At 24.9% G+C, this 6671-nt stretch carries 11 protein-coding genes and 1 pseudogene; 7 read left to right on the top strand and 5 right to left on the bottom strand.

Going from position 1 to position 6671, the window contains the following annotated elements; all coding sequences use genetic code 11:
* The 4 genes from ON24_RS01700 to ON24_RS09320 form a co-directional block, all read right to left on the bottom strand.
* Positions 1 to 537 (bottom strand): phage major capsid protein (locus ON24_RS01700; RefSeq protein ID WP_040681715.1); only part of this gene is annotated, 537 nt, incomplete at its 3' end.
* Between the two features lie 63 nt (positions 538 to 600).
* Entirely contained in the window at positions 601 to 1602 is a 1002-nt protein-coding gene (locus tag ON24_RS01695) for an HK97 family phage prohead protease (RefSeq protein WP_040681714.1), read from the bottom strand.
* A 440-nt stretch (positions 1603 to 2042) separates the two neighbouring features.
* On the bottom strand, positions 2043 to 2555 hold the full coding sequence (locus ON24_RS01690; RefSeq protein WP_152411876.1) for a hypothetical protein: 513 nt from the start codon (positions 2553 to 2555) through the stop codon (positions 2043 to 2045).
* On the bottom strand, positions 2519 to 2680 hold the full coding sequence (locus ON24_RS09320) for a hypothetical protein (protein WP_160162414.1): 162 nt from the start codon (positions 2678 to 2680) through the stop codon (positions 2519 to 2521). Before ON24_RS09320 ends, ON24_RS01690 begins: the two co-directional genes overlap by 37 nt.
* Positions 2681 to 2915: 235 nt before the next feature.
* Here ON24_RS09320 and ON24_RS01685 point away from each other — a divergent pair.
* The 5 genes and pseudogenes from ON24_RS01685 to ON24_RS09310 form a co-directional block, all read left to right on the top strand.
* Positions 2916 to 3128 (top strand): annotated as a pseudogene (locus ON24_RS01685) (sulfide-dependent adenosine diphosphate thiazole synthase); the annotation flags it as partial.
* Between the two features lie 282 nt (positions 3129 to 3410).
* The gene (locus tag ON24_RS01680; protein ID WP_016358659.1) at positions 3411 to 3704 is read left to right on the top strand and encodes a hypothetical protein; all 294 of its coding nucleotides are present in this window, start codon (positions 3411 to 3413) and stop codon (positions 3702 to 3704) included.
* 227 nt (positions 3705 to 3931) lie between these two features.
* Entirely contained in the window at positions 3932 to 4102 is a 171-nt protein-coding gene (locus ON24_RS09315) for a hypothetical protein (protein ID WP_160162413.1), read from the top strand.
* Between the two features lie 253 nt (positions 4103 to 4355).
* On the top strand, positions 4356 to 4601 hold the full coding sequence (locus tag ON24_RS01670; protein ID WP_040681711.1) for a hypothetical protein: 246 nt from the start codon (positions 4356 to 4358) through the stop codon (positions 4599 to 4601).
* Positions 4602 to 4681: 80 nt separating this feature from the next.
* Positions 4682 to 4852: a hypothetical protein gene (locus ON24_RS09310; RefSeq protein WP_160162412.1), complete on the top strand. Its 171-nt coding sequence runs from the start codon at positions 4682 to 4684 to the stop codon at positions 4850 to 4852.
* A gap of 217 nt (positions 4853 to 5069) precedes the next feature.
* On the opposite strand, the gene ON24_RS01660 is transcribed toward ON24_RS09310, so the two are convergent.
* The gene (locus tag ON24_RS01660) at positions 5070 to 5420 is read right to left on the bottom strand and encodes a hypothetical protein (protein WP_040681709.1); all 351 of its coding nucleotides are present in this window, start codon (positions 5418 to 5420) and stop codon (positions 5070 to 5072) included.
* A 360-nt stretch (positions 5421 to 5780) separates the two neighbouring features.
* On the opposite strand from ON24_RS01660, the gene ON24_RS01650 reads away from it, so the two are divergent.
* Both ON24_RS01650 and ON24_RS01645 read left to right on the top strand, forming a co-directional pair.
* Positions 5781 to 6218, top strand: coding sequence for a hypothetical protein (locus ON24_RS01650; RefSeq protein ID WP_152411875.1), 438 nt, complete (start codon positions 5781 to 5783; stop codon positions 6216 to 6218).
* Positions 6215 to 6427, top strand: a complete 213-nt coding sequence (locus tag ON24_RS01645) for a hypothetical protein (RefSeq protein WP_040681706.1) — start codon at positions 6215 to 6217, stop codon at positions 6425 to 6427. The genes ON24_RS01650 and ON24_RS01645 overlap by 4 nt, the downstream gene beginning before the upstream one ends.
* Positions 6428 to 6671: the final 244 nt, after the last annotated feature.

Here is a 6671-nt window from a genome sequence, read left to right as displayed (position 1 = left end):
GATTCCTTCACCTTTAAGATCTATTTTATTATCAGTAACTTGACTAGTAAAACCTTTAAAAGTATTATTTGTACCATCACCTTGTAACAATGCACTATCTGCCATATTTTTTACATTAATAAATCCTTTATCAATCTCTCTTTGAATAAGATCAATTACAGTATTCCCCATTTCAGCCATCATAGAAATATCAATAGGTTGAATAAGAGTAGCCATTTTAGCAGTTTCTTCTGTATAAGTAGTTGAGGTAGCTTCAGGAATATCATCATCCTCAGCGATAAATTGTGCTACAGACCCATTATTTTCTTTATAAAAACCAACTTGAGAAGTACTTGCACTTTGAACACAACCTTTGGACTCTAAAAATCGAAGATATGGTGCTTGATCAAAGATTTTACTTTTAATCTCTTTAGTATATTCAATTTGCATTGAAGTTGGTGCATTAGTAGTAACAGTCATCGCTTTTCTTAATTCTTTTAATTCATTTGACTGTGATTCAAGTTTAGTTGCAATATCATGGATAGTTAATTCAGACATAAATATCAATTACTCCTAATATTTTTTAAAAAAAATTTATTTTTTATATAAAAATAGTATATTCTAATTCATACTAACTATTTTTTCAGCTATACTTTTTGTAGAATATTCATTTTCATTTTTTTCTACTGATTCATTTTGTAAAGCTTTATCTACATGGTTCTCGGGATTTCTATTATCTTGAAGATTTTTAAAAAATCTATTATTAAATTCCTGAAGTTTAGAATCCATGTTCTTATTAAATTCAGTAAGTAAACTTTTTACAATTTCATCATCAGATTCAGTATCTGATTCAGTTTTGTTTCCTTGTTCTAATGCTTCAGCTATAGCAGTATTAACCATACTATTAATTTTTGATTCAACATTACTAAGAACAGTTTCAGTGATTGATTGTTCTTTTTCAGCCATTAACTCATTGAAATATTTTTCAGCATCTTCTTGTGTAATGAATTTTGTATTTTCATTATTTTCAGTTTCATTTTCATTAACATCAATATTATTATTGGTTTCTTCTTCTTTAGACATATTATTCGCCTTTAAATTTTTTATTATATTATGACATGCCCCTGTAAAACAATTTGATTTTACGAGATTTTTACTTCTAACAGTTCCGAAAGTATCCCAATTCGCGGGTAATGCTGTTAGGCTAATCTCTTTTAAATTAATATTTTTTATTGTCTTTGTGGTGGTATCATAATCTTTTACAAATCCACCAATACTAAGTCCAAGATGAATACCAGTATCTAACATGTCCTTAATAAGTGGTGAATATTTTTTGGTTACAAGAAATTTTATATGGAGTTTTCCTTCACTTTCAGAAACATCTTTAACTGCACCTATCACATGATCAAGACCATATCTATGATCACCATGAATATTTAGTGTAGGTGCTTGTTCAACCATTTTTTTCATTGCATCGGGGGAAATAATTTCACCATACAAATCTTTATTTGTAGTTGAGGCTATTCCCTCAAGTAGAATCCTTTCATTTTCTTCAGTATTGGTTGTAAAGTCCTCTACAGATTTTCTTGTTAGTGGACTATACACAATGAATCCATTTGACATAATTCACCTTTATCTTTTATTAAAAAAAGTTTAATTTAATATATAAGTTTCTTCTTAAAGAGAATTCTTTTAATTAAAAAGATTTAAAAAATAATATTATATAAAAAGAATAAAAAAATAATGGAAGAATAAAAAAATGAGAATAATGAATTTTAGATTTAGAGTGTGAATAATATTCCATATAGAAAAACAAGTATTTTTAATCTAAAAAAAATTGAATCTTATTTTTTTTTTACTCTTCAAAATATAAAGGTGGAAAAATAGAAAATCATATTAAAAAAGTATTATTAAAATAATTAAAAAAAATCAATGAAAATATTATAGAAATAATTAATAATCTAAAACCACACCTACTTTTACAAATTTTGGGTTTGTTGAATTCCTATTTTTTATAAAAATTTAAACAATAATTAATGCTTGAAAATCAATTTTAAGAAAATTTATTCAAAAGATTTTGAGGATTTCAACAAAGCCCCAATTTTATCATTAATAATCTTATCATTACCTTTAATCACATCTTCAAATGTAGCAAGTAGTCCTCCTTGAAAATCATGCATATTAAAATCTTCACAAAAAAGAGAATCAACAAGAAAAGAAGAATCAGGAACAGACTCAAAATTCATAGAAAAAGCATAAGCAAAAATAAAACAAATTAAAGAAACAAATAAAAACAATAACGAAACAAACAATAAACCACAAGAAGAGAATTTACCTAAAAAAGAAATACCATCATTAAACAAAATACAATTAACCCAAAGACTAGAAAGTAAAGTAACCTCCAAAGTTAACATTGCACCAGTTAACAAAATCATCCGACTATTTTTCTCATCAACCAACCGGTTACGATCAACATCCTCATCATACACATGCAACATCAACTCCAACAATAACCCATCATCCAGATTACGCAAATTTATCACTCTTTTAAACCTAACCCATGTTCTTTTTCCCATTTTATAAACTCTTCAAAAGACATATTCAAAATTTTATCCTGTTCTTCTATAGATAAAGAAGAAAGAATTTCTCTTAACTTAGGCAAATTGCCTTCTCCAAATGTTTCAAACAATTCTTCAGACATTATAAGTCCACCTCTTTAAATTTAATATTCTCATTTAACAAAGAATCATTTTTGATTTTATACCATAACCTATCATTAAACTCATAAGGATAAGACAAACCATACTTCTGAGATATTAAAAAATTATCAGAATATAATTCATTAATTTTATAATAAATTTTTTTGCATAATCTTTGTCTGTTATATTTGGTTTTTTAATTTTTCATTAAATATATGATTTACGAATACAAAAACAGGTAAAATTATGGGTGAAAAATCTATGTGGGCAGACCGTGCTGAAGGTAAAATCCTTGATAATGTAACTGAAGTATATCCTGGATTATATGTAACTGGTATGGCTGCTAATGCTGTTCATGGTTCCCAACGTATGGGGCCAATATTTGGTGGAATGTTATTGTCTGGTGAAGATGTTGCTAAAAAGGTAATAAAAGACTTGGAAAACAGATAATCTCTTAAAAAATATATTATATTTTTATATAATATATTTATTATCTTCCTATATTATTAAATCTATTTTTAGTCTAAATATTGGTTTTATTGAACTTTTCAGAATAAATTTATTCTAATTTAATGAATATGTTTATAAAAAAATAAATCCCCAAACCCTACTTTTTAAAATACAAAACCAATAAAAAAACAATTTTTATAAAAAATAAATAATATTTTATATCTCTTTTACCTATCATTATATAAGTAAAACATTTTTTTTTATTTGGGTAGGTGAATAAAAATGATACGTGGACCTGATTTTAATGGTGATGGAAGGTTTGATGCTGAAGATGTAATGATTTATGATATTGTTACTGATGATTATGATCGTGATGAGGCAGAAAGAAGAGCAAAAATAGAAGAGGAAAAACCGAGTTATGATGTACCTAAGAAAGATGATAAAATAACTTCTGCTCAAGAGATAGGTACTGCAATAGGTAATGTTATAAGTGTTATTATAGCTTCTGTATTTCTTGGTTTTTTATTAATTATTCTTTATCTGGTTATTTCATTTTTAGTTAATGCTTTATGGTAATTATTTTAAAGCATGTTTAGGGTAGTATACAATATTTAATATATTATATGGAAGATTCGATTGAGTTTTTTAATTTTTCATTAAATATATGATTTACGAATTCCTAATCGGTCAAAGGTCATTGAAAGATTATTATATGGTTGATAAAAATGTCTTTTTTTTATTTTAAAGAATATCCAAAGATAGAAAAAATTAAATTAAAAAATGGTTACAAAATTATAAAATATGTGGATTATGCTAATAACGAACGATTTGAAGGTTTTTATCAAGCAAATAAAAAATCTGGAGATTTTTGCTTTGTATTTACTTACGATAAAGAAGGTAAATTAATAAGCAAGGAATTAAAGAAAAATCCTCATCAAAATATTGGTCTTCCTCACTCGGAAGGTGCAGTTTAATATTATTTTTTTAGTTTCTAATTTTCCACTTTTATATGTTGAAGTATAAAACATAGTAAATATAAAAATTGTGGAAGTATAGAAAAATAATATTTATTCTATTTTTTTTTAAAGATTATTTTCTTTTTTTCGAAGATTTTTTTAATTTTAATTAATCCTCTATTGTAATTTATTATTTTTTTTATATTTTTTCCTTTTTTTTATGTTTTTTAATTTTTCATTAAATATATGATTTACGAATACTAATAAGTATATGGGCATATCTAATTCTCCTGAATGGATTAATGCAATGTATAGTGACGGTAATAATGAATTAAAATTTGTAACTGATTATGCTTTTGACGGTTATGAAAAATATTTAATTGAAAAAGAATATAATAATTTATATCTTGAAGATTTTGCAGACTCTATAAAATTATATTTATGGTCTGATAGAGAGGGATTTAAAAGGAATTATCCTAATAGGTCAAAGGTCATTGAAAGATTATTATATGGTTGATAAAAATGATTTTTTATTTTAAAAAATATCCAAAAATAGAAAAAATTAAATTAAAAAATGGTTACAAAATTATAAAATATGTGGGTTATGCTAATAACGAACGATTTGAAGGTTTTTATCAAGGAAATAAAAAATCTTCAGAGTTTTGCTTTGTATTTACTTACGATAAAGAAGGTAAATTAATAAGCAAGGAATTAAAGAAAAATCCTCACCGTAATCTTAATCTTCCTTACTCTGAAGGTGCAGTTTAATATTATTTTTTTAGTTTCTAATTTTCCACTTTTATATGTTGAAGTATAAAACATAGTAGATATAAAAATTGTGGAAGTATAAAAAAATAATATTATTCTATTTTTTTAAAGATTATTTACTTTTTTTTGAAGATTTTTTAATTTTAATTAATCCTCTATTGTAATTTATTATTTCTTTTATATTTTTTTCCTTTTTTTATTTGCTATTTTTTTCTTTTTAGTTTTTTAATTTTTCATTAAATATATGATTTACGAATTTAATGTAATACTGGGACTCGTCAGAAGATAATAATTTTTGTCCCTCGGGGGTGTAAGAAAGGTTTGCTTCTTTCCCAATAATTGTGTGATTTACACGGCATTCAACGGTTTTGTTCTCATTTAAGAGTTTCACTTTGCATTGATTTAAAGCTGCATAATATTCAGTTAAAACCCCAATTTTAAGTTTAGCTTGTTCTTTAACTGCTTTATCAACATCTTTATTTTGAATACCTGTTGCAAGTTCTGTTGCACGTGAAAGAGCTTGTTTAAGACGAAAATCGGTAACTGTAATATTGCTTGAATTAGTCATACCTTAGTCATCTCCACTATCATCGGAATCAGAGTCAGAATTGTCATCAGTAGAATCTTCATTATTAGTATCGTCAGTATCTGTATCACTTTTAAGTTTTTTAATTTTTCATTAAATATATGATTTACGAATTCAAACATCAAAAATAAAGTTCGTTCATCTAATATTTCTAATGTTAAATCAGAATCAAAAAAATTATTTAATATAAAAAACAAAGTAGATATCAAGGAAAAATCATTTAGAAGTTTAGATAAATTTAATGATTTAGACTATCCTCATATACCTTTAACTGAGGATAACATTCCAAAGGACATACCTAAAAACATAAGAAAATCAATGTTAAAATTTGATAAAAAAATAATGAATGCGAAATATGAATATGGATTTATATTTAATAAAACAACAGGTAAGGCTGGGGAAATAAAAACAAATAATGAAATAGATAATGTGGGTCTTTTTAAAAATGAAAACTATGGTGATGATGAACTGATAGTATCACATAACCATTTGGGTTTACAACCATTTAATTATGCAGATTTTCAAGTTATTTCAGAACATAGTCAATTTAATGTTGTTGAAATGCATGTGTATACCCCAAATGACATTTTCATTGTTGAATTTAAAGAAAAATTTACATACACTGAAGAAATAGACAAAGCTTTAAATGATGATTTTGGAATAGGATTTTTAGCTGGAGCCAATAAAGGAGAAATAGGTAGAACTAATCAAATATGGGATAATTATCTTAATGATTCAATTTTAAATGAATATATGGAGTTTAGGAGGATAAGAAAATGATACCGGAACATATTAAGAAAAATATATTGACTACTGATCCAGGTGTTTTTAATGATAAACCAATTTTTGATTTAACTAGGAGATATGATAATGGGGAACTTACTGATGAAGAATTTTTAGAAGATTTAAAGGAGATCAGTAGATTAAGTAGACAAGCAGTAGAAATATTTAAGAAGAAGAAAAAGTTAAATGATGAAGACCAAGATTAATCATTAACTCTTTTTTTATCTATTTTTTTTGTGTTTTCTAATTTTCCACTTTTATATGTGTTTTTTAATTTTTCATTAAATATATGATTTACGAATAGTAACTTATTTTCTTTGTTTAATGTATTTTAGTTCATATTATTACTTATTTTTTTGGAATTATGTGGAAACTATTTATAACGGTGTTATAGATATTATGTTTCCACGATTTTAATTATAAATTTTAAATTAAAATATTTTTAATTTT

Source organism: Methanobrevibacter boviskoreani JH1, assembly GCF_000320505.1.
Classification (GTDB): domain Archaea; phylum Methanobacteriota; class Methanobacteria; order Methanobacteriales; family Methanobacteriaceae; genus Methanarmilla; species Methanarmilla boviskoreani.
This window is presented reverse-complemented; position numbering and strand designations above follow the sequence as displayed.